This is a genomic window from Desulfolithobacter sp. (genome assembly GCF_054025815.1).
The window spans coordinates 1-19,509 of record NZ_JBPMMS010000002.1; the positions used below are offsets into that span (position 1 = coordinate 1).

18 protein-coding genes and 1 pseudogene are annotated in these 19,509 nt (G+C 53.4%); 16 read left to right on the plus strand and 3 right to left on the minus strand.

From position 1 onward, the window contains the following. A partial coding sequence (locus ACXJJY_RS00095) for an FkbM family methyltransferase (RefSeq protein WP_456384392.1) occupies positions 1–931 on the plus strand: 931 nt, incomplete at its 5' end. A 25-nt stretch (positions 932–956) separates the two neighbouring features. Here the strand turns inward: ACXJJY_RS00095 and pseC are convergent. Together pseC and pseB are read right to left on the minus strand one after the other, a co-directional pair. Further along, entirely contained in the window at positions 957–2,114 is a 1,158-nt protein-coding gene (gene pseC, locus ACXJJY_RS00100) for a UDP-4-amino-4,6-dideoxy-N-acetyl-beta-L-altrosamine transaminase (RefSeq protein WP_456384473.1), read from the minus strand. Beyond that, on the minus strand, positions 2,114–3,115 hold the full coding sequence (gene pseB, locus ACXJJY_RS00105) for a UDP-N-acetylglucosamine 4,6-dehydratase (inverting) (RefSeq protein ID WP_456384394.1): 1,002 nt from the start codon (positions 3,113–3,115) through the stop codon (positions 2,114–2,116). The genes pseC and pseB overlap by 1 nt, the downstream gene beginning before the upstream one ends. 292 nt (positions 3,116–3,407) lie before the next feature. Here pseB and ACXJJY_RS00110 point away from each other — a divergent pair, with 292 nt between their 5' ends. From ACXJJY_RS00110 to ACXJJY_RS00140, 7 genes and pseudogenes are all read left to right on the plus strand, one after another. After that, entirely contained in the window at positions 3,408–4,898 is a 1,491-nt protein-coding gene (locus ACXJJY_RS00110) for a flagellin (RefSeq protein ID WP_456384396.1), read from the plus strand. Positions 4,899–5,290: 392 nt separating this feature from the next. Beyond that, positions 5,291–6,193 (plus strand): annotated as a pseudogene (locus tag ACXJJY_RS00115) (flagellin N-terminal helical domain-containing protein); the annotation flags it as partial. Next, positions 6,182–6,778 carry a flagellin gene (locus tag ACXJJY_RS00120; protein WP_456384475.1) on the plus strand — a complete coding sequence of 199 codons (597 nt, stop codon included), beginning with the start codon at positions 6,182–6,184 and terminating at the stop codon, positions 6,776–6,778. The pseudogene ACXJJY_RS00115 and the gene ACXJJY_RS00120, both read left to right, overlap by 12 nt. Positions 6,779–6,870: 92 nt before the next feature. Continuing rightward, the gene (locus tag ACXJJY_RS00125; protein WP_456384397.1) at positions 6,871–7,224 is read left to right on the plus strand and encodes a flagellar protein FlaG; all 354 of its coding nucleotides are present in this window, start codon (positions 6,871–6,873) and stop codon (positions 7,222–7,224) included. Positions 7,225–7,272: 48 nt separating this feature from the next. Then, entirely contained in the window at positions 7,273–8,631 is a 1,359-nt protein-coding gene (fliD, locus tag ACXJJY_RS00130; RefSeq protein ID WP_456384399.1) for a flagellar filament capping protein FliD, read from the plus strand. 9 nt (positions 8,632–8,640) lie between these two features. Then, complete coding sequence (fliS, locus tag ACXJJY_RS00135) at positions 8,641–9,087, plus strand: flagellar export chaperone FliS (RefSeq protein ID WP_456384401.1); 447 nt, start codon at positions 8,641–8,643, stop codon at positions 9,085–9,087. 2 nt (positions 9,088–9,089) lie between these two features. Further along, positions 9,090–9,509, plus strand: a complete 420-nt coding sequence (locus tag ACXJJY_RS00140; RefSeq protein ID WP_456384403.1) for a hypothetical protein — start codon at positions 9,090–9,092, stop codon at positions 9,507–9,509. Here the strand turns inward: ACXJJY_RS00140 and ACXJJY_RS00145 are convergent. Further along, positions 9,506–11,470 (minus strand): motility associated factor glycosyltransferase family protein, encoded by a 1,965-nt coding sequence (locus ACXJJY_RS00145; protein WP_456384405.1) that lies wholly within the window; start codon positions 11,468–11,470, stop codon positions 9,506–9,508. The genes ACXJJY_RS00140 and ACXJJY_RS00145 overlap by 4 nt on opposite strands. A gap of 294 nt (positions 11,471–11,764) precedes the next feature. Between ACXJJY_RS00145 and ACXJJY_RS00150 the strand changes: the two genes are divergently transcribed. From ACXJJY_RS00150 to ACXJJY_RS00185, 8 genes are all read left to right on the plus strand, one after another. After that, positions 11,765–12,457: a PilZ domain-containing protein gene (locus ACXJJY_RS00150; RefSeq protein ID WP_456384407.1), complete on the plus strand. Its 693-nt coding sequence runs from the start codon at positions 11,765–11,767 to the stop codon at positions 12,455–12,457. A 153-nt stretch (positions 12,458–12,610) separates the two neighbouring features. After that, positions 12,611–13,285, plus strand: a complete 675-nt coding sequence (locus ACXJJY_RS00155; protein ID WP_456384409.1) for a PilZ domain-containing protein — start codon at positions 12,611–12,613, stop codon at positions 13,283–13,285. A gap of 13 nt (positions 13,286–13,298) precedes the next feature. Then, positions 13,299–14,663, plus strand: coding sequence for a hypothetical protein (locus ACXJJY_RS00160; RefSeq protein ID WP_456384411.1), 1,365 nt, complete (start codon positions 13,299–13,301; stop codon positions 14,661–14,663). Positions 14,664–14,677: 14 nt separating this feature from the next. Then, the gene (locus ACXJJY_RS00165) at positions 14,678–14,977 is read left to right on the plus strand and encodes an EscU/YscU/HrcU family type III secretion system export apparatus switch protein (RefSeq protein WP_456384413.1); all 300 of its coding nucleotides are present in this window, start codon (positions 14,678–14,680) and stop codon (positions 14,975–14,977) included. A 122-nt stretch (positions 14,978–15,099) separates the two neighbouring features. After that, entirely contained in the window at positions 15,100–15,501 is a 402-nt protein-coding gene (locus ACXJJY_RS00170) for a roadblock/LC7 domain-containing protein (protein ID WP_456384415.1), read from the plus strand. A gap of 68 nt (positions 15,502–15,569) precedes the next feature. Further along, positions 15,570–16,175 carry a GTP-binding protein gene (locus ACXJJY_RS00175; protein WP_456384417.1) on the plus strand — a complete coding sequence of 202 codons (606 nt, stop codon included), beginning with the start codon at positions 15,570–15,572 and terminating at the stop codon, positions 16,173–16,175. A gap of 184 nt (positions 16,176–16,359) precedes the next feature. Further along, the gene (locus ACXJJY_RS00180; RefSeq protein WP_456384419.1) at positions 16,360–18,786 is read left to right on the plus strand and encodes a hypothetical protein; all 2,427 of its coding nucleotides are present in this window, start codon (positions 16,360–16,362) and stop codon (positions 18,784–18,786) included. Between the two features lie 96 nt (positions 18,787–18,882). Then, a complete protein-coding gene (locus ACXJJY_RS00185) occupies positions 18,883–19,455 on the plus strand; it encodes a type II secretion system protein (protein ID WP_456384421.1) in 573 nt (190 codons plus the stop codon). The last annotated feature ends 54 nt before the right edge of the window (positions 19,456–19,509 follow it).

Below are 19,509 nucleotides of genomic sequence, written 5' to 3' on the forward strand. Positions count from 1 at the left end.
TGTGGACAGCAACAAAACCGGGACTCTGAACAACATCCCTGTCCTGAATCCCGACATATTTTTCAAACGTACGGAAAAAGATCATCTCGTGGTCGTTGCGACCCATTTCTGGCTCAGGGAGGTACTGACACTGCTGCAGGATCATGGTTTTGGCAACATCATCATCTCTGCGATAATCCCGGAAGAAACCGGAGAGTACTCCCAGGTTCTGGACAAACACCTGCAGGATATTCGGATCATAGAAAAAGAGTTGACCGGAACCCGTTCAAAAATGGTCTGGCAGGCGGTCATCCAGGGGATGAGGGGCGACCTGTCCTCCCTGCTGCAGATGTTCCTGACAAGGCAGGGCCGACAGTATCTTGATCACGTGATACTGAATAAAAAGAACACGGTTATCGAAGGCGGCATGTTTGACGGCACCAACACCAGGCAATTCGCCGAAATTGTGGGACCGGAGGGCAAGGTCATCGCCTTTGACCCGTTACCTGCCCGCATCCCGGATTTGCCGCCCCAGGTAGTGGTGGAAAACATGGCTCTATGGAAAGAAACAACCACCCTGTATCTGCTCGACAAGGGAGCGGGATCAACGGTCTCCCGCACTCAGGCCGATAACGCAAAACCGATTCGAGCAGTGGACCTCGACAGTTATCTCAGAGGACAGCATGCTGACTATATCAAGCTGGACGTGGAAGGGGCAGAGCTGGAGGTGTTGCAGGGTGCGGCGGAGACCATCAGAAGACACAGGCCCCAACTGGCAGTATCCATCTACCATTCTCCGCAAGACTATTTCCAGGTCCCGCTCAAGATCTTTTCCATATGCACCGGATATTTGTTTTTCCTGGAATCCTACTCTCCCTCCATGGGCGACAAGATATTAATCGCCATTCCAGAAGAAAAATACTTCAGGCGTGAAATACCGCGTGTATGGTGAGTCCCCTGGAGCAGCTTCCCTGGGGTTACGATACAACCCGGCGCAAAGTATCCACTACTTTATTCTGCTCATCCTCTGTCAAAGTGGGAAACAGAGGCAGGCTTATGGCCTCTGCGTAATACTGTTCTGCCTGGGGATATTGCTCTCTGGCAAATCCCATCCTCTGATAATACGGCTGACGATAAAGAGGGATATAATGGAGCTGAACTCCGATGCCATACTCCCTGAGAGCTGTAAAGACCTCGCGATGGCTGACTCCGATGTCATCGAGCCGCAACCGGATCACATACAGATGCCGACTTGATTCACAGTCCGGATGCTGCCACAGAGGTTGGACCGGCAAGCCTGCGAGCAACCTGTCGTACCGGCGGGCCAACGCCTGCCGGCGCTCGACGTACTGGCACAGCCTGCCCATCTGGCTGATTCCCAGTGCGGCCTGCAGGTCTGACATGCGATAATTGTATCCGAGTTCGACCTGCTCATAATACCACGGCCCATCAGGCTCCTTTTCCATCTCAGCCAGATCCCTGATGATCCCATGGCTGCGAATCCTGGTCATCCTTGCCGCCAGCCCGGCGTCATTAGTCAATGCCATCCCACCCTCACCGGTGGTGATGATTTTGACCGGATGGAAACTGAATACTGTAATATCGCTGTAGCGGCAACAGCCTATCGGCCTCCCCCTGTACTGTCCGCCGATGGCATGGGACGCGTCTTCGACGACATGAAAGCCGTAACGCTGTGACAATGCATGAATGGCGGCCATCTCACAGGACTGTCCGCATAAGTGAACGGGAATGACCACTCTGGGAAAAGTTCCGACTTTTTCAGCACGTTCCAGCTTTCTGGCTAAAGTTTCAGCGCAGAGATTACCTGTCCGTGAATCGATATCAACAAAATCAACCCGGGCCCCGCAGTACAGCGCGCAGTTCGCTGATGCCACAAACGTGATTGGACTTGTCCAGACCACATCTCCAGGACCAATCCCCAGGGCCAGGCAGGCAAGATGAAGAGCTGCGGTGCCACTGTTTACCGCAACGCCACGGCTGGCCCCGCAGTACTGTGCCACGCTCTTCTCAAACTCCGGCACCATTGGTCCCTGGGTCAACCTCTCAGAACCCAGCACCTCCACGACCGCTGCAACATCTTCAGCAGCGATATCCTGCCTGCCGTAAGGAATCATCACAGAGCGGTATGGTTGTTGAAATTACGAATCTCGTCGATAGTCAGAAATCGCTCATTGGTGCCCGAGTTGTATTCAAATCCCTGGGCCACCGGTTCTCCGTTTTCACCAAGCCGATTGTGGACAAAATTATTTCTTCGCCCGGTAAAGGTGATAGTGGGTCGAATAACGAAATGATCCTCAAAATTAAGTGTCAGGTGGGAATCATCGGCCGGACACATGATCTCGTGCAGTTTTTCTCCGGGACGGATACCAACGATTCTGGTTGGCAGTTCCGGGGCCATGGCCCGGGCCAGATCCATTATTCGGATCGAAGGTATCTTGGGCACAAATATCTCCCCACCATACATGCGGGCAAAACTCTTAATGACAAAATCAACCCCCTGGCGCAGGGTAATCCAGAAGCGGGTCATCCGCTCATCGGTGATTGGCAGGTGATCGCTGCCGTTATCAATGAGTTTTTGGAAAAAAGGAACTACCGAGCCGCGGGAGCCAACCACATTGCCATAGCGAACCACTGAAAAAACCGTTTTCAGGCCACCGGCAAAGTTGTTGGCTGCCACAAAGAGTTTATCCGAGGCCAGCTTGGTGGCCCCATAAAGATTGATGGGATTGACAGCCTTGTCTGTGGACAGGGCTATCACCGCACCTACACCATTGTGCAGGGCCGCGTGAATCACATTTTCCGCCCCGTAAATATTGGTCTTTATGCACTCGGTCGGGTTGTATTCCGCAGCCGGAACCTGCTTCAGGGCCGCGGCATGCACCACGTAATCCACCCCGCGCATGGCCTGAATCAAACGTTCCCGATCCCGGACATCGCCGATAAAATAACGCATGCAGGAAGAATTCATTTCCTGCTGCATATCGAACTGCTTGAGCTCGTCACGGGAAAAAATAATGATCTTCCTCGGCCTGTGCTCTTCCATAAGCACCCGTGCGAACTCTCTGCCAAACGAACCGGTCCCTCCGGTGATCAAGACCGACGCACCCTCAAACATAACTCTCCCGCCCAACTTTTTTCCAGAACAGTCTCATATACCCCTCCCATAATTAAACCAATAATGATATGTTATTACAGGAAAAATTATTAGTCAAACAAAAACACGCCAGCCCGGTTTCAGCCAAACCACATTAAAACCAAAGGAAAGAGCTAAAGGAAAATCTTTGCCGGTCCGAAAAGGTAGGCGAGAGACAAAAACAGTACAGTTTGAGAGATGTTACGTTTGTATCGCGAGCCAGTGGTCGGATCATTGACGACCAGGCAGAACACAGTTTCATGGAGGATGAACCATGGCTTTGACGATCAATACAAACGTAGCGTCCCTGAATGCCCAGCGCAATCTCTCTAAAACCCAGCTCGATCTCTCCAGGTCCATGGAGAGACTCTCTTCCGGACTTCGCATCAACTCGGCCAAGGACGACGCGGCCGGCCTTGCCATTTCCGACCGAATGACAGCTCAGATTCGCGGCCTCAACCAGGCGGCCCGCAATGCCAACGACGGTATTTCCCTGGCCCAGACCGCGGAAGGAGCCATGCAGGAATCGACCAACATCCTGCAACGGATGCGTGAACTGGCAGTCCAGTCAGCCAATGCCACCAATTCCGCCGCTGACCGCGCCGCCCTCCAGGCCGAAGTCAACCAGCTCAAGAGCGAAATGAACCGGATCGCCAACTCAACCACTTTCAACGGGTTGAATATTCTTGACGGCACCTTTGTTTCCCAGCAGTTCCAGGTCGGTCCCAATGCCAACGAGACCATCGGGGTGTCGATTCAAAGCATGGCAGCCGACGACCTCGGTCGCTATGCTTTCGATGCCACCAATACCACTGCCAACGAGGGAACAGGCACCCCGTCCACCGCTGCCACCACCCTGCCATCTACCAATACAATAGCTGCCCAGACCCTGACCATTAACGGCAGCAAAGGGGATAGCACTGTGAGTATCCTTAACGGCGACACAGCTTATACCATAGCGACAAAAATAACCGATGTCGCAGCGGAGACAGGGGTCACAGCCACTGCCAGAACAGAAGCGACCCTGTCTGGACTCAGCGATTCAGGCCAAATCACACTGACCATTGGCAGCGGCGGAAACACCGCCACTGTCAATGCCTCAGTCAGCACAGGTGATTTAAGCGAGCTGGCCACGGTTATCAATGCCCAGAGCGGAACAACCGGCGTGTCAGCAACGGTAAGTGGCGGTACAATCACCCTGGTACAGGCCGAAGGAAAAGATATCGAGCTGAGCGACTTCACCCATACGGCTTCCGGGGCCACCATTGAAGTGACCGGCGACTCTGGCAACAGCACGACTCTGACCACAGGCGGAAACGACTCGACCATTATCTCTGGCACCATCGAGTTCTCGTCTCCGGATGCGTACACCGTATCCTCGTCGATTTCAGCCGCTTCCGGTTCTATCCTCAACCAGGCTGCCAACGCCACCGAAATACCTCCCATGGAGGAAGTGACCACGGTGGATATCTCCACTGTCACAGGTGCTAATGATGCCATAAAAATCATCGACGCGGCCCTGGACAAGATCGATTCCCAGCGGGGTAATCTCGGTGCCCTGCAGAACCGGTTCGAGTCCACCATCGCCAACCTGCAGAACGTGGCCGAAAACCTGACCGCGGCCAGGTCCAGGATACGCGATGCCGACATTGCCCAGGAGACCTCGGAGATGACCAAGGCCAACATCCTGCAGCAGGCTGGTGTCTCCATTCTTACCCAGGCAAACCAGACCCCGCAGCTGGCCCTTCAGCTCCTGCAGGGTTAAGTTTTCTTTTCACAGCCACGACACACTGGCCCAAACAAGCTGTTCAAACAGAGATATGGGTGTCGTTCCCTGGAAAACAGGGGCGGCACCCGTATGTCATTCCGTCCCCCACCGCCTCCCTGACGACAGAGTGCCGGACCCTGCGAACAGTTTTTTTGAAAAAAATCTTTTTTTCTCTAAAGAATTTCTCCTCAGGGTTCGATACGAAAAACAAGGGAAAAAGTTCAGTTTTCAGTTTCGCCCCAGAAAACATCTTTAAAACCAATCCACAATACATGGAGGTGACAGCGACCGGAAAAGACCAAAAGCAAAAAGTTTTTCAAGTTGTACCTATTTAACCTGGCAAGGATGCCAACCGAAACCAACCCACAACATATTCAAGGAGGAATATTATGGGTCTTGTAATCAACACAAACGTAGCGTCTCTCAATGCTCAACGTAACTTGGGAAAAACCCAGAGTGCTCTCTCCCGCTCCATGCAGCGGCTCTCTTCTGGCCTGAGAATCAACTCGGCCAAAGACGATGCGGCCGGACTGGCCATTTCCGACCGGATGACCTCACAGATCCGCGGCCTCAACCAGGCGGTCCGGAACGCCAACGACGGCATCTCCCTGGCCCAGACCGCGGAGGGAGCCATGCAGGAGTCCACCAACATCCTGCAGCGGATGCGTGAGCTGGCTGTTCAGTCGGCCAACGCCTCCAACTCTGCCGCTGACCGTGCCGCTCTCCAGGACGAGGTCAACCAGCTGCAGAGCGAAATGAACCGGATCGCCAACACGACAACGTTCAACGGCATCAAGATCCTTGATGGCAGCTTCTCTGCCCAGAAGTTCCAGATCGGCGCAGATGCAAACCAGACCATCAGTGTCTCCATCGACTCCATGGCGGCCGACGACCTGGGCCGCTATGCCACCACAGTAACAAACACCAATGCAAACCAGGGTACCGGGTCCGCCACCACGGCGGCAGCCAGCCTGCCAACCAGCAACTCCATTGCCGCCCAGACCCTGACCGTTGCCGGTTCCGAAGGAACAGATACAGTATCTGTCACTGCCGGCGATTCTGCATACACCATTGCCAGCAACATCAACAACGTTACCTCAAACACCGGCGTTGAAGCCACGGCGTACAACGAGGCATCGATCACTGCAGTCAGCGCAGACGGTACGGTCGAGATGACGCTTGGCTCCGGCGGTTCCACGGCCACCATATCCGCCTCTGTCACCACCGGTGACCTGAGCAACCTGGTGGACGCCATCAACAAAGTGACCGGAACCACCGGTATCTCGGCCGAGCTCGACGGTTCCAATGTCAAGCTGATCCAGTCCGAGGGCAAGGACATCGATATCGCGGACTTCGCTCATTCGGTCTCCAACGCCACAATAAGCGTCCAGACACTGGACGGCAATACCGAGACCCTGACCGACGCATCCACGGATTCCACCACCATCGCCGGCCGGATCGAGTTCAGCTCCACGGACTCTTTTTCGGTACGCTCCAGCATAGCTGATACAGCTGGCAGCATACTTAATGTAGCAGCAGACACCTTTGTCAACGCAGACAAAGATGCGGTCAGCAGTATCGATATCGGCACTCAGAGTGGAGCTCAATCAGCCATTGATGTCATCGACAAGGCGCTGGGCAAGATCGATTCCCAGCGTGGCAACCTCGGTGCGGTCCAGAACCGGTTCGAGTCCACCATCGCCAACCTGCAGAATATTTCCGAAAATATCTCTGCGGCCCGGTCCCGGATTCTCGATGCCGACATCGCCCAGGAGACCTCGAACATGACCAAGCAGAACATCCTGCAGCAGGCCGGTATCTCCATCCTGGCCCAGGCCAACCAGGCCCCGCAGATGGCACTGTCCCTGCTCCAGTAAGAGCAGTAAAGCAGTAAACCTTTGAACTCATCTTCCCCGGGCCAATCCTGGCCCGGGGAAACCCACTGCCAACTGTCAAGGGAGGGATTCTCATGAACGTCAGTAACGTCACAACGGCAGGCGCGTCCCCACCACGCACCCAGGAAGCTACAGACCAGATAAGCCGGCAACGACAGCAGGAAAAAGTAAACAAACCTGTTGAGGCCGGAACCGCCAGGCAGAACATGATCCAGCCCGAAGAACTCCTGGATCAGATCAAGTCCATCACAGAAAATGGCGCATACAGTGTCCGCTTCGAGAAAGACAGCGACATCAACGAGTTGATTGTCAAGGTGGTCGATCAGGACACCAACGAAGTCATTCGGCAGATTCCGCCGGAAGAACTGGTCAACCTCAGCAAACACCTCCAGGAACTGCGGGGCAACATTGTCAACACCATCAGCTGATATAGAACAACAAAAAAGAAACCAGCAGGTTACAACCGGAGTGCGGTCATGACTATATCATTTGGCGGCCTGGCCACAGGGCTCGACACCAATGGCATTATAGACGCCATCATGAATGTGGAGCGCCAGCCCCTTGTCCGCCTGGAAAAGGACAAGACCTGGCTCAACAACCGCCTGTCAGCATTCAGCGAGCTGGACTCCAAGCTCAACACATTTCTCGACGCCATCTCGGATCTTGGCAATCCGGAGGCACTGGCCAAGAGGTCTGTCAGCCTGAGCAGCAGCGATTATTTCTCTGCCACTGTTTCCAGCGAAGCGCTGGCTGGAACCAGCTACCAGGTAGAGGTACTGTCCATCGCCCAGGTTCAGAAAACAGTCTCGGACGCGGGATTTGCAGACAAGACCTCCAACACCTTTGGTACCGGCACCCTGAGCCTGACCGTAGGCGCCACCACGACAAATGTCGACATAACAACGGCTAACAACTCGCTGGAAGGCATCATGCAGGCTATCAACGATGCCGGGCTTGGCGTGACCGCGTCCATCATCAACGACGGAACAGCATCTCCCTACAGACTCATGCTCACCGGAGACAATGTCGGAACTTCCTTTTCCCTGGACGCATCCGGCCTGACCGGCGGGACAGACATCCTGGGTACGTTTACCGACACCCAAACCGCCACCCAGGCCCACATCCAGGTAGACGGCATAGACATTTACAGTGACAGCAACACGGTCAGCGGCGCCATTCCCGGCGTGACCCTGGACCTTGCCCAGACCTCGATCGGCACCACGACAAAGGTCGATATCGCCCTGAGCAAGACAAAAATCCAGGCAACCATCGAGTCGTTTGCCAAGGGATACAACGAAGTTGTGCAATTCATCACCGGCCAGTCCACCATGGGCGACACAACGCCCGGCGTCCTGGCCGGTGACGCCGGCATCAACTCGATCAAGCGTCACCTGCAAAACATGCTCACCGAGCCCTATGCCAATGGTGGCATTTTCACAACCCTGTCCGAGCTTGGCTTCGAAACACAGAAAGACGGGACAGTGGTGGTCAACAAAGACAAGCTGAGCAGTGCCATCGACAACAACCTGGACTCTGTGATCAGCCTCCTGGCCGGTGACGATGGCCAAGGCGGCCTGGCGAAAAACTTTCAGGACTACCTCGAGTCCATGACCGACTCCACCAACGGCATGCTGGCCGGGCGCAAGGAATCGATCAACAACAACATCGAACAGATCGACAGCCAGATAGAGCGCACCGAGGCCCGGCTGGCCAAGCGGGAGGAAACCATAAGAGCCCAGTACCTGGCCATGGAACAACTGGTGAGCCAATGGAACGCGACCGGTAATTACCTGATGCAGCAGCTTGATTCCATCTCCGGACTGTACAAAAAATAGGAGTATCCAATGAACGGATATACAAACCAGTACCTGAACAATCAAATAGCATCGGCTTCCCCGGAACAGTTGCTGCTCATGCTCTACGATGGCGCCATCCGCTTTGCCAAACTGGCAGTCAAGGCCATTGAAGACAACGATATTCCCAAGCGGGCCTACTATGTCAATAAGGCATCAGCCATTATTTCAGAGCTTGACGCGACCCTGGACCATGACAGGGACGCCGCCCTGGCGGAAAACCTGGACGCACTCTATCACTATATGCTCAAGCTCATGATGAATGCCAATAGAGACAACGATCCGGCGCCTCTTGAGGAAGTGATCGCCATGCTGAAAGATCTCAGAAAGACCTGGTCCCAGGCCATAGAGATCCTTCGCCGGGAACAGAACTCCGCCCAGGCCACACCTGAAGGACAAATTCAGGGAACCCAGCCAAAAATAGCCGCGGCCCTGTAGCCATGACTACCACGGTAAAGGAAAAATTACGGGTCTCGGCCAGGCTCTATCAGCGGCTCGGGGAGACCATGGGCCTGATCGAGAGCAAACTGGAGACTCTTGACCTGGAAACAACTATCCAGGCAGTGGATGATCTTGAGCAGTTGCACGCCAAAATCAGGATTGCGGATAAGGATCTTCTCGCAAGCGCACAGAATCTCTCCACCGAGAATTCTGATTCCCTTGCCGCGCTTTTCAAAGAGCACCGAAAAACCCTGACCGTTTTGACGGAAAAAAACAAAAAATTATTGCCAAAGCTCATAACCAGGCTCACGGGATACCGGACGGAACTTGTGAAGATACAAAACGGGATCACCACCATGCAGGGTTATAACACAAAAGGGGAGGACCTCAGGGGGCGCCACATAGACACCACCAACTAATCAGGATCCCTGACCGGCCAGGAAAGCTCCCGAAACTGAGCCCCAAGTTTGTCCAGCCCTGAACGATAAATTCTTTCCGCCTGCTCCAGATCATCGCTGAAGAGAAGAACCTTGTACCAGGCTGTGAGCAGGTGGATCATAAAAAGAACAAAAACCTCGGGCCGCCTGTCCATCTCATTCTCGCGATGGGCAATGACCTGATCAAGCACCGCCTGGTCCACGGCCCTGTTGAATTGCTTCCAGGAAAACTTGTCCAGCACCAGACCCCGCAGCACATCCTGTTTAAAGTTCTCGACCAGTGTGGAGGAATCATTCCTGTACGGTTTCCAGTTGATCCCTTTTTCGGCCGGCCTGAATGCCTTCAGGATCCGCGCCACATCATCCTGTTTCCGAGAGTATTTTTTCAGCCTGATCGTTTCAGAATGTCTGGGCTGTGCTCCCTTAATACGGGCACCATGAGAGAGGTTGTAGACGGCTGTTTTTCCGGCCAGGGCGATGGCCTGTTCAAAGACGAGCCGTACATGGCTGAGAAAAGGGGAACTGGTAATGTATTGCCCCTCCCGGGTCTTGAAATTCGGCTCGGCCACTATCTGTTCCATTTTAGACAGATAGTCTTCAACCGTAATATCACCGGTTTTCTTGTCATATATCGTCTGGCCGGCATGGGTGTGGTCTTTGGAAGCATAACCGAAATCACAACCCACCAGATACAATTCCTCCGGATTGCCAAGCAGGGCAATGGACAAGGCCATGCTCGCGCTGGATGGAAGAACACGGTGCACCGGCAAGGTGAACCGCACCGGCGCAACCTTGTCTCCAATGCCACAAAGCAGAAGATTCTTAAAATATCGCACGATGGAAATCGGCGCATTGCAACCGGCAATCACAGGAATATCCGGATCAAGGCCGAGCGGATTGCTCAGCCCATCTTCCCGTAGAATTGTTTCAAGGGTGACCTGGAAATCAGGCCGAATTCCCTGCCGCAGGAGAGGCTTGACCGCACTGAAAACCGCAAAGATAATAAGGTGTTCCTGATTTTCCCGGAGCCAGGCTATATCCCGGTCAAGGGACGGGCCCGAAGCAACAAGCGCCACCTGTGCCCCGGACGACAACCGCGGCCTCGAGGTAAGCAAATTTCGCTTCTGCCTTATGTTGGCGGCGATCTGTCTCAGGGCGTCATAATCATGATCCAGCGGAAAAACCACATCAGACATGGTGGACTGATGCATGCGAAACGATTCTACCAGATGCGGATTGGCCGGGTCTTCATAAGCAGGCAGCACCCTTGTCCACAGGGAGCGGCTGACATGGTAGTTGCTGAAAAAATATCGTATGGCCGCGCTCTGCGGATCCGGGCCCAGTGAAAAGACCACATCCGCTTTCTCTGCCAGGCCCTGGTAATCAAGAAAATAGCAGGAAACCTCGAACCGCCTCGTATCCGGCTCAACCAGCAGAATATGGGACACCTCGCTGCGGGAGAGATAGTAGTCGATATGGAGCCCGTGAAAAATGCCAAGAAAAATCACTGGCGGCGAGAATCGCCTGCCATCCGGCAGTTCTTTCAGGTTGACCTCCTTTCTGGAAAACCTGATCAGTGTTTCCGGAAACTCCATCAGCAGTTCGCGGTACAGGTTGCGCAGGGGTTTCCCATGGAGAGGGTACTGGTCCATTGCCGGAACCTTGAAGTTGCAGAGATCCACCCAGGCATCATGAACCCAGTCCCCCATCATGGCCGCGAACTTGTCCAGCCCTGCTTCGGGGTGGGCCAGCTTGCCGGTCTGCCCATGGGTTATCGAAAGAAACTCCGGAGTAATATTTAACTGGTAGGGGCAGTCCTTCTTTTTGACGATATTCAGCAACTCCGGCATATGCCGCCTGAAGAACGCCATATTTCTGTCATATGTCTCCTGCAGGAGAGCGGGCCGATCCTCTGGCGGAAGGGCATAAAGCCGATCGATCATTGACTGGTTTGCTGTCATCTTCTGTTCATCGGTTCTCTAGGGTTCGCGGAAACAACTTTCACCAGATCATGATTTATCAGAAACACCCTGAAAGTACAAGATAACTCATCAGCATCACCACCGGTGCCCCAAGAACGATCAGAACGGATTTCTACGCCCGCCGGCACGGAACGTTTCTTTTTCACGCGAGAAAAAACTTTTTTTCCCCCCGTATATATGGCAAGATTACTCAAGAATCCGCTACAAAGCACCGATAGTTTACCATGAAACTTCGGATCAATTGGACAGAGACCCATGCTCAGCATGCCGCAACTCATTGAAAAACTCACTCAGGACACCACAGTCCGGGTGGCTATACCTGTCGTTGACAGCAGTGAAAAACTGCGGTTGACCGGGGTCTGCCACCTGGAAGGAAAAGACCATTTCTCCATAATTTTCCCCAGGGACAGCCTGCCGGAAAACAGGATCGACAAGAACAGGAAATGCGCGGTCAGTGTCCAGGTGGACGGCCAGACATATGTCCTCCTGGCAGACATCACGGAGATAAAAGACAGGCGCACAATAAGGCTTATCGGACGGGAAGTGGTTGTCCCGGACCAGAGCCGTGAATATTTCCGGGTTGATGTCACCACACCGGTTGCGGCAACCTCGATCATCCCTGAAGAACTGGCCGACGATGACTCGGCCTGGCGCATAACCGGTGAAACCATTGATGTCAGTGGCAACGGCCTGCTGGCTTCTTTCAACAAGCCAATCGAGGACAACGGGCCAGTGCGGATAGAGCTTGTGTTGCCCCAGGCCAAACCGGAAATAGTTCACGCCCTGGCTCACATTGTCCGTACGACCAGGGTTGATGACAACACTTACCACATAGCCTTTCAGTTTGATGAGCTGTCCACCGAAGACCAGGACAAGATCGTGGCCACCTGTTTTGGCATCCAGCGCCGGAACCTGCGCCTCAAGGTCCGGGTCCGGGACAGCGAGTAACGAAATCCTGCCGCCACTGCAGTCCCTGTTTCTGAATTCAGCAATATTTGCAATATCATGCGTTGTAAAAGATTTTTTTTATGGTATAAAGGCGTTTGAGGTACACATGCACATCCAGCCGAAACTAAGGACCTTTCCTCCGGAACCGCAACCGTGCCAGATATATCTGAAATAATAGACGAGATCAGGGATAGCTCTACCGTGATCATTGATCTCCCGCTCAACGGCGGGGAACGTAAACGGTTGACCTGCGTATTCAAACGCAAAGAGTCGCCGGCGTTCCAGCTTGTTTTTCCGCCAAATGTCCTGCCCCTTGACAGCATCGACAGTACCGCCAGTTGCAGGCTGTCGATCAATCAATCAAACGAGCCCATCACCCTGATGGCAAAGATAGACGAGATCGAGGAAGACCGGATCCTCCATCTCACCGGACAGGAACCGATCAAGCCGGAGTTGCTCAGGGAATATTTTCGTGTCTCTCTTCGTTCCAAGATTATCGCATCCTATCAACCAGGGCCCAAAGAAATTCGCAGTAAACCGTGGAAAATGGAGGGAGAAACCATCGATCTCAGCGGTGGCGGCGTGCTGGCCCTGTTCCCCGGCAAGCCAGAAAACAGCAAAAATATCCGGCTGCAGATCGACCTTCCGACCCAAGCAGAACCAGCCATATGCATGGCAGAGGTCGTACGAACATACAGGATGCGCAAAAACAAATATCAGGCCGCCCTCCACTTTACAGACATTGAACAGAAAACCAGAGACCAGATAATATCCTGCTGCCTCCAGGAACAGCGACGGCAGCTCCGGGAAAAGATACGTGTCGAATAAATAATGATCCTCCATGAAGCCGACCACTCCCCTGCCACCGGTACTCCGGGTACAGAGACTGACTGGATTTCAGGGGAACCGGCAGGACCAGCGTACTCCCTTCACCCAGGGCCAGATGTTTCAGGCAACAGTCAGCGGCAAGACCGCTGCCGGCCAGTTTATCCTCGACATCGGCAACAGGCAGGTTACCGCCGAGGCCAGGGCTTCCCTGAGCATCGGCAGCCGGCTTGACCTTCAGGTTGTCGCAACAACCCCTCAGATAGAGCTGCAGATCATCCATGATCCGCTCAGCCGAAGAATAGGCCAGAGCCTCCACCTTTTTGACAGACAGGCCAGGACCCTGGCTCCACTCCCGGACTTGGCACGTCAATTCAGTGAGAACCCGGCCCTCTCCAAAGAAACCAGGGCGGCCTTTACCCGGATTTCCAAACTGCTCCATCGCCTGAATCCCGATCGTTCACACACCTTCTCCCTGACTGAAACCACCGACCTGGAAGAAAAACTGAGCAAGCTCCTGTACCGCTCCTTTTCTGAGCAGGGTAACCCGCCCTTGCCGTCCTCCCAGCCAGTCCGACAAATCCTGCAAAACTTCTTCAGCCAACTTGCCGCACAAAAAACACCGGGTCATGATCCCGCGATGACGCCAAAATACCTTGCGGAAATCCTGAAGACTCTGCTGGACCAGGAATTGCCCGGTCACGGGCTCGGAAAAAATCAACTCACCGAGCTGCTCACCAGCCAGATGCACCAGCTTTTCCGGGAACGCTCCCCTGCCCAGGTCCAGGCCCCGGCGCTCAGGGAGTTCCTCAACCGCCTGGGACTGAACTTTGAGCAACTGCTTGCCCGCGGACAGGGAAAAGAGGCCGCCGGGACCCTCAAAGGAGCCCTGTATGAGCTGCAACGGCTGCAGGAAAGAGAAACAATTACCAGCCAGGCCAGTCAACTGCTCAAGACTCTGGATCTTTTCGGCCTGCTGCAGGCAAAGCTCTCCTCCGAAGGGCTCTTCTTCATCCCTCTGCCCCTTCCCTTTCTTGAACAGGGTTATATACTGCTGGAAAAGGAACAACCCGGCTCTCGCGGTAAAAAGGAAGAAAACAGCAAAAACGCCAGATTTTTTTCCCTGTATCTCAAACTGCAGGGGCTTGGAAACCTGAGCATAGAAATTCGCCAGCAGGAAGATGAACTGATCCTTTGCTTTCGAACCGAAGGCCCTGAGCAGGCCGCGTTCTTCTCCGGGTTCAGGACGGAACTGCACCGCTGCATCGCCCCTGCCCGACTACACTCTGTCCAATTCCTGACCGGGGTAGAGGAGCCACTTAAAAACATCGTCGGCAGGCTCGCGCCCAGGGGCTTAAGAATACTTGACACAAGGGTATAAGAGCAGAAAACATCATGGATAAATCCTCCAGGAAAAAATCGGAAAAGGCCGTGGCCCTGCTCTACGATCAGGAAAAATCAGCAGCGCCCCAGGTCGTTGCCAGCGGATCAGGCCTTGTGGCGCAGAAGATCATCCAGACAGCCCGGGATGCGGGAGTGTTCATTCGGGAAGACCCTGATCTGGTCGAGCTGCTGGCCAACGTGCCGGTGGGTGAGGAGATCCCCGAGGAGCTCTATCGGACTGTTGCCGATATACTGGCCTTTGTCTACCTGGTCAATGAAAAATACAAGGCTGAAAAAAACCCGCAGAAATAAGGATTCCGTGCAAAAACAATTTCATATAAAAATATTTCTGACGTATACTGGATCACAAACAGGATTGATAACGTACTTTTCCCGCTGTGGGGTCAGGATCGAACCGTTTGAGAGGTAACACTATGAATTATGGCGTAGTCAGCCAGGAGCAACTGGAACAAATCGACAAGATACTGACTGAAAAACTGATCAAGATCGGTGTAGACTGTGTCATTATCATTGATATGGCTGGCAATATCATCACGGCAAGAGATAATGGCAAGTCAAAATATGATGTCTATTCCTTTGCCGCCCTGGCGGCAGGCAACTTTGCCACAGTGGACGCAATGGCCAAACTGGTTGGCGAAGAAGAATTTTCCCTCCTGTTCCACAAAGGAAATGACAGCAATATCCATTTCTCCAAGATTGACGACGAGCTCCTGCTTATTTCCATGTTCGGCAAAGACATCTCTCTGGGCTTTCTGCGTCTTAACGTGGTTGAAGCCATCGACATGATCAAGGAACTCTGGCCCCGCAACAAATAAAACCAGTCTGCAAGCGGCGCCTGATCCCATATTTCCCCACAGCTGACGCCGAAGCACAGGAGAGCACCTTGAGTTTCATCAACCTCAAAGACAAAATAGTTCAGGTCAAAATCGTCTATTACGGACCTGGCCGGGGGGGGAAAACCACCAATCTCGAGTATATCAACCGGAGGTTCAGAAAGCAGATCCAATCCGAAATGGTCAGCCTCAAAACTCACGGTGACCGCACCCTGTTTTTCGACTTCCTGCCCTTCAACATGGGCCAGATCAAAGGTTATGATCTGAAAATCCAACTGTATACCGTGCCCGGACAGGTCAAATACAATGCTACCAGAAAACTTGTCCTGAAAGGAGTGGACGGAATCGTCTTTGTTGCCGATGCCCAGGAACAGATGCGGCAGAAAAATATCAGGTCCCTCAACCAGCTCCATGAGAACCTGCTGGCCTACAAAGAGTCCATTTTCAAAATTCCCCTTGTCATGCAGTACAACAAGGTCGACCTGCGCAACCAGGGTGTCCCCATACTTCCCATCAGTGTCCTGGAAAAAGATCTCAACAGCAAACTCAGGGTCCCCTCCTTTGAGGCAAGCGCCCTGACAGGGTATAACGTACCTGAAACTCTGAAAAAAATAATATCATTAACGGTTGTATCCATCCAGAGGAAGCTGCTTTAAAAAAACAGGTGCCCTGCATGTACTCGATGGCAAGCAGAACAATTATCTCCACCGGCCCACCGGGTAAAAAAGCCCGTAGTACGCACCCTGTCCCGCCGGAACCCCTAACCCGTGCAGCCATTATGCCAATCCAGCAAGCATGGCAGTTGCACCTTGTAACCTGTACCTTGAGATTGACCAGCATATGAAAAGCTCTGTACCCCCCACTCACTCGCTGGATGAAATCGAAGATCTCACCCTGTTCGCCGATGAAGAGTTCGACACCGACGATGTTGATCTTTTTGAGTTCACAGGCATCGACGACTCTCCGTTGACACGGCTCAAGTCGATCATCCTTTCTCTGGACTGGGAAATCAACGACGAGACTCTCCAGGAGCTCTCCGATGAAACCGCCAGCCTCAGGCAACTCTGGCAGGGAGACAAAATAGCCCAGGTGTATCTCCAGGGACTCGAAAAGCTTGGCCGTTATCTCCAGGAGGAAGGGGCCTATGCCCACCCCAATGCCATTAAACTGCTTCTGACCTTTTACTATGACTTTGAAAAGATCATCTCGTCGGAGAGTATTACCGCTGATGAAATCACTACGCTCCTGAAGACCGATGTCCGGAAATTCAAAATTCTCCAGTATCAGATCCTCCAGACCCAGGAGCAGGCAAAAAGACCTGTTTCCCGGGAAGATATTATCGAGGAGACACTGACTCCTCCTGGAGAAAAAGATGCCGAACCTGGGTTCGATATTGCCGCACTGCCGCCACTCCAGGGACTTAAGGCCGCGATTCTCGGTCTGGACTGGGAGGTCACGGATAAAAACCTCGAACGATTTGAAGCCCAGGTCCTGAAATGCCTGGACGAATACCAGGGGAACGAACCGGCAACAATCCTTCTCCAGGGACTGTACATCCTGGGACAGTACATTGGCGAGAAACGATCAGAAGCCAGGCCAGAGGCTTTTCCGCTCCTGGACAACTTTCACGAGGGATTGACCAGGCTGATCGAACACCCTGACCTGGACAAAGAAGAGCAGGAAAAAATCCTCATAGACAGGGTTGGCCGCTTCAACACTTTGAAAGCCATGGTGGCCGGGATCCCGATTCCGACAGCAAAGACCTCGCAGGCAGAGGACCCGGACGACCTGGACCAGACAAAAGGCAAACCGTCTGACGACAAAGAACCGGTGCTATCCACAGCCGGCGCTGTTATGGGGGGATCCCCTTCTCCGGAAGACGAACTGGACGCCGACGCTATCCAGCCGCTGGAGGACAGGCTGGCCGACGAGTTCATCGAAGAAGAGCTGAAAATATCCTCCGATCTCACCTCGGCTCTACCTGATTCAGATATTTCCCAGCGGGAAGATAATCTCCTGCCCGAAGACCAGGAATTGTCTGAAAGTATAGAAGAACAGTTTGATTTATTTTTCAGTGACGATGAGTCGGCCGACCTGTCGAAAGAGTCTTTGGTGGAGCCAGCCCTCAATGATGCGCCACAGCCTTCCCAACCCGAAGCGGCCACGGAAGATGACGAGCTGGATATCCAGTCAGACATTGAAAAAAAACTCGACCTTCTCTTTGGAGAAGAAGATGCCGACCTTGCCTTTGAAGTCGACCAGGAAGATGACAGGCAGAAAACCGCCACTGACATGGCAGACCTGCTGGACGATGAGATGGAAAGGGAACAGCCCCCGGCCCTGGCCGATGTGATGGAAGAAAAACCCGACGAAAATGAGGCTCTCTCAAACGACGAAGAAATCGTAGCCATGGAGATAGAGGAAAAACTCGATTTCTTTTTCTCCGAGGAAGAGGACGAGGCCGTATCAGTCCCCGCGGCAGAAGAAAAAATGATTGCCACTGAAAAAGTTCTCGACAAAACCAGGACATCATCTGAAACTCCGCACGACTCTGAAATTCCTGCTGCAGTAGAAGAAGAGAGCTCAGAGCCGGAACCCGCACTTGCCTCCACCGAACCTGAAGAAAACGAACAGGCAGGCGTTCCCAGGCTTCAGGAAGATACCAGCACGACGGAAGACCTGGAAGAACGGCTGGACGCTTTTTTCGGCAGCAGCGAACCGTTGAGCCAGGACGAGGCGTCGGAACCGCTGGCCCTGGAACAGGCGGAAATTGAAGCATCTGCCGACAGTGACGACGAACTGGTGAAGCTTGAGGAGTGGCTGGCCAGACTTCCGGAGTCGATGGACGCGCAGCAACGCGACGAGTTTCTCGCCCAGATAAACAGGTTGCAGGAAAAACAGGCACAAGACAACACCGTGGTTCTTCTCCAGCTGCTCTCCTCCCTGCTGACCATGTTGCCTGAAGATGATCGCCAGGTTCCCGGTGAAACTGGTGATGTCTGTCTTTTTCTTCTCCAGGGTTCAAGGGAGAGGCATGATACGGCCGATTTTCTCCTGACAGCGGTCAAGCGGTTCACCGACTGGCAAAAAAGCCTTGTAAACCTGATGGCGTCGTCCACTATCCTCAAAACCACGGAGAGTACCGGTAAACACCCCGAGATACTGCAGGATGTTGTCGGGGAACTGCGAGAGGAGCTGATCCAACTGCGCCAGGCCATGAAAGAGGAAATTCAAAATCTGCGCCGCGAGTTTGGAACCAGAAAATAAACCATGCGCTCCACCTGCTTCCCGCCGGAGACAACGGAGTGGAAATAGTCAAAATAAACGATTACAAAAAAGATATTTCATCAAGGGGGTTCAACGATGAGGAAAGTACTCGACAACAAAGGTTTCACACTGGTTGAAATAGCCATTGTCCTGGTCATCATCGGTCTGCTGCTTGGCGCGGTGATGAAAGGACAGTCACTGATCCAGCAGGCAAAGGTGAAAAACGTCATCAACCAGGTCGACGGATTGCGGGCCGCCATCCTGGCCTTTTATGACAGGTACGGTCAGTATCCAGGCGATGAAACCCTGACCGGTATTCCAAACGGTGACGACGACACTGTGGGCGATCGCAATGGCCAGGTGCAAACCTATACTGAAATGTATAACATGTTCCGAGATCTCCAGCTTGCCGGCTTCATATCGGGCAACTACGATGGCACCGCGGATGTTCCGCGTCATGCCTATGGCGACACCCTGATGTTCTACTGGACTACTCCCACGGGAGGGACCAGCGGCCATTGGTTCCGCCTGGACGACCTCCCCTGGGATGTGGCCCTGGAAATCGATATCAAGCTTGACGATGGCGTGTATAACAGCGGCAGTGTTGTGGCCAACGAGGACTATGTCCCGGCCAGCAACAGCATTGGCTCGACCTACATCAAATTTTAATCCTGTTGGCTCCGGATATTTCCCGTTCCCAAAAGAGAAAGAAAACCTTTGGGA

What these genes read in the sequence shown, in the direction of transcription:
- pseC (WP_456384473.1), bottom strand. Translation starts at nt 2,114, where the DNA reads ATGATTCCTTACGGCAGGCAGGATATCGCTGCTGAAGATGTTGCAGCG.
- pseB (WP_456384394.1), bottom strand. Translation starts at nt 3,115, where the DNA reads ATGTTTGAGGGTGCGTCGGTCTTGATCACCGGAGGGACCGGTTCGTTT.
- ACXJJY_RS00110 (WP_456384396.1), top strand. Translation starts at nt 3,408, where the DNA reads ATGGCTTTGACGATCAATACAAACGTAGCGTCCCTGAATGCCCAGCGC.
- ACXJJY_RS00125 (WP_456384397.1), top strand. Translation starts at nt 6,871, where the DNA reads ATGAACGTCAGTAACGTCACAACGGCAGGCGCGTCCCCACCACGCACC.
- fliD (WP_456384399.1), top strand. Translation starts at nt 7,273, where the DNA reads ATGACTATATCATTTGGCGGCCTGGCCACAGGGCTCGACACCAATGGC.
- fliS (WP_456384401.1), top strand. Translation starts at nt 8,641, where the DNA reads ATGAACGGATATACAAACCAGTACCTGAACAATCAAATAGCATCGGCT.
- ACXJJY_RS00140 (WP_456384403.1), top strand. Translation starts at nt 9,090, where the DNA reads ATGACTACCACGGTAAAGGAAAAATTACGGGTCTCGGCCAGGCTCTAT.
- ACXJJY_RS00145 (WP_456384405.1), bottom strand. Translation starts at nt 11,470, where the DNA reads ATGATCGATCGGCTTTATGCCCTTCCGCCAGAGGATCGGCCCGCTCTC.
- ACXJJY_RS00150 (WP_456384407.1), top strand. Translation starts at nt 11,765, where the DNA reads ATGCTCAGCATGCCGCAACTCATTGAAAAACTCACTCAGGACACCACA.
- ACXJJY_RS00160 (WP_456384411.1), top strand. Translation starts at nt 13,299, where the DNA reads ATGAAGCCGACCACTCCCCTGCCACCGGTACTCCGGGTACAGAGACTG.
- ACXJJY_RS00165 (WP_456384413.1), top strand. Translation starts at nt 14,678, where the DNA reads ATGGATAAATCCTCCAGGAAAAAATCGGAAAAGGCCGTGGCCCTGCTC.
- ACXJJY_RS00170 (WP_456384415.1), top strand. Translation starts at nt 15,100, where the DNA reads ATGAATTATGGCGTAGTCAGCCAGGAGCAACTGGAACAAATCGACAAG.
- ACXJJY_RS00180 (WP_456384419.1), top strand. Translation starts at nt 16,360, where the DNA reads ATGAAAAGCTCTGTACCCCCCACTCACTCGCTGGATGAAATCGAAGAT.
- ACXJJY_RS00185 (WP_456384421.1), top strand. Translation starts at nt 18,883, where the DNA reads ATGAGGAAAGTACTCGACAACAAAGGTTTCACACTGGTTGAAATAGCC.